Here is a 2,115-nt window from a genome sequence, read left to right as displayed (position 1 = left end):
GCGCCGTCGGGGGCGGGGGCGGTGGGGTTGCCTACGGCGGTCTCCGTCATACGGCCGAGGGTAGGACCCCCGCGCCCCCTTTGGGTACCTGCCGGTAACCGAATTCCGCCAGCAATCACTGGCTCATACGTGCGGCGGCTCCCCGCTTCGCCGTGCCGCCGTCCCGTACGCCCCCGGGCCCTCCTCCGTCACATGTCCTTGATGTCCAGCGAGTCGACGACGCCCTCGTAGATCCGCTCGCCGTCCCGCTTGCCCTCGCCCGCCGCGGGCATCTCCACCGTCAGGTGCCAGCCGATGCCGTCGTCGTTGACGAAGAAGAACTCCCGGCTGCGCGCCTCGGTCTCCTCCTCGTAGCCCTCGTCGCGGGTCCACGTGACGACCATCTCGGCCGCGTCCTTGCCCTTGTACTCGTACTCCTCGACCGCGCCCTCGACGTCGGTGCTCAGCTCGGTGCACTCCAGGTTGTCGCCCTTGTCGCAATCGAGCGTCGCATTGGCCTCGCTCAGCGCGCTGTCCTCCACGTCGTTCGAGCGGGTGATCCACAGGCTCGGCGTGCCGCCGGGATCCCTGAACGTGACCGTGCCCTCGTCGACGCTGCGCTTGTAGTCCTCCGGCACCGCCAGCGACGCCTTGAGCTGCTCCGTCTCGTCGTACGTCTTCCAGCCCTCGGGCGCGTCGTCGCCACCGAACGGGTTCACCATCGCCAGCAGCAGCGCCGCCACCACGGCCACCGCACCGCCCAGCAGGCCCAGGCGCCCGCCGCGGCCCTTCGGCAGTGCCGCGGCCAGCTTCCCGCCGCGCCCGCCGCCCGCGCCGCCGGCACCGCCCGCCACCGGCGCGATCATCGTCGGCGCCGGTGCCGGCCGGGCCACCGCCTCCAGCTGCCTGCGCACCTCGTCCGGCGCCGGCCGCGCCGCGGGGTCCTTGCGCAGCAGCTGCATCACGACCGTGCCGAGCGCGCCGGCGCCGCGCGCCGGCGCCGCCGGCTCGGCGGAGAGCACGGCCTGCAGCGTCGCCGGTGCGGTCTGCCTGCGGTACGGGGACATGCCCTCGACCGCCGCGTACATCACCACGCCCAGCGACCACAGGTCCGACTCCGGCCCCGGCCGCTGGCCGAGCACCCGCTCCGGCGCGATGTACTCCGGCGACCCGACGAACGCGCCGGTCTCCGTCAGCCCCTGCTCCCCCTCGATCTGCGCGATCCCGAAGTCGGTGAGCACGACGCGGTCGTACCGGCCCAGCAGCACGTTGTCCGGCTTGACGTCGCGGTGCAGGATCCCCGCCTCGTGCGCCGCCGTCAGCGCGCCGAGCACGGCGCCGCCGATGCGCGCCACCTCGCGCGGGTCGAGGGTGCCCTCGGAGAGCTGGTCGCCGAGGGAGCGCCCGCGGACCAGCTCCATCACGATCCAGGGCCTGCCGTCCTCCATCACCACGTCGTGCACGGTGACGACGGAGGGGTGGTCGATCCGGGCGGCGGCGCGGGCCTCGCGCTGCATCCGCTCGTACGCCGTCTGCCGCGTCCGCTCGTCGAGGTCGGCGGGCAGCCGGGGCTCCTTCACGGCGACATCGCGGTCCACGACCTCGTCGTGGGCCCGCCACACCGTGCCCATGCCGCCGACGCCGAGCCGGGCGGCGAGCCGGTAGCGCCCGCCGATCAGCCGGCCCGTGGCCGGATCGGCGACGACCTGCGTGGCCGCGCTCGCCTCCGGCGCGGCACCGCCGGCGTGCTGCTGCGGTGGCTGTGGTGGCCGCAGGCCGTAACTCGTGGGCTCGTCCCCCACCTTGTCCCCCTCGTCCGTCATGGCACCATCAATAGCGCACTACCGCGCAGTCGCTCCCCCGGATATCAACTCTGTAGGAAACGTGCGACATCGGCGGCCTCCGCCGTGACATCCGCCGCGACCCGGTCGGAGCCCTCGGCGAACATGCGGACCTGCACATTTCCCCGCCGCGGGCGGGTCCATGTACCGGCCGCGAGGCCATTCACGGTAACAGCGGCCCGAATCTGCCCGCCCCCGGGGCGTACCGCGCGGACGGACTCCGGGGGAATGGCGGCGTCCCGGTCGCGCCAGCCGAGCCAGTAGTTGTCGTACGCGGGCAGCAGCCGGACGTCGG

The 2,115-nt window shown here is 73.8% G+C and carries 2 protein-coding genes; both read right to left on the bottom strand.

Going from position 1 to position 2,115, the window contains the following annotated elements; genetic code table 11:
* Positions 1 to 188: 188 nt before the first annotated feature.
* Positions 189 to 1,802, bottom strand: a complete 1,614-nt coding sequence (locus H5J30_RS29215; RefSeq protein WP_181790277.1) for a serine/threonine-protein kinase — start codon at positions 1,800 to 1,802, stop codon at positions 189 to 191.
* A 44-nt stretch (positions 1,803 to 1,846) separates the two neighbouring features.
* Positions 1,847 to 2,115: DNA glycosylase AlkZ-like family protein (locus H5J30_RS29210; protein ID WP_181790276.1), on the bottom strand; the 269-nt coding region annotated here is incomplete at its 5' end.

The sequence above is a fragment of the Streptomyces phytophilus genome (genome assembly GCF_013870535.1).
In the GTDB taxonomy this organism is placed as follows: Bacteria; Actinomycetota; Actinomycetes; order Streptomycetales; family Streptomycetaceae; genus Streptomyces; species Streptomyces phytophilus.
The sequence above is the reverse complement of the archived record's forward strand: the minus strand, read 5'-3'. Positions and strand labels throughout refer to the sequence as shown.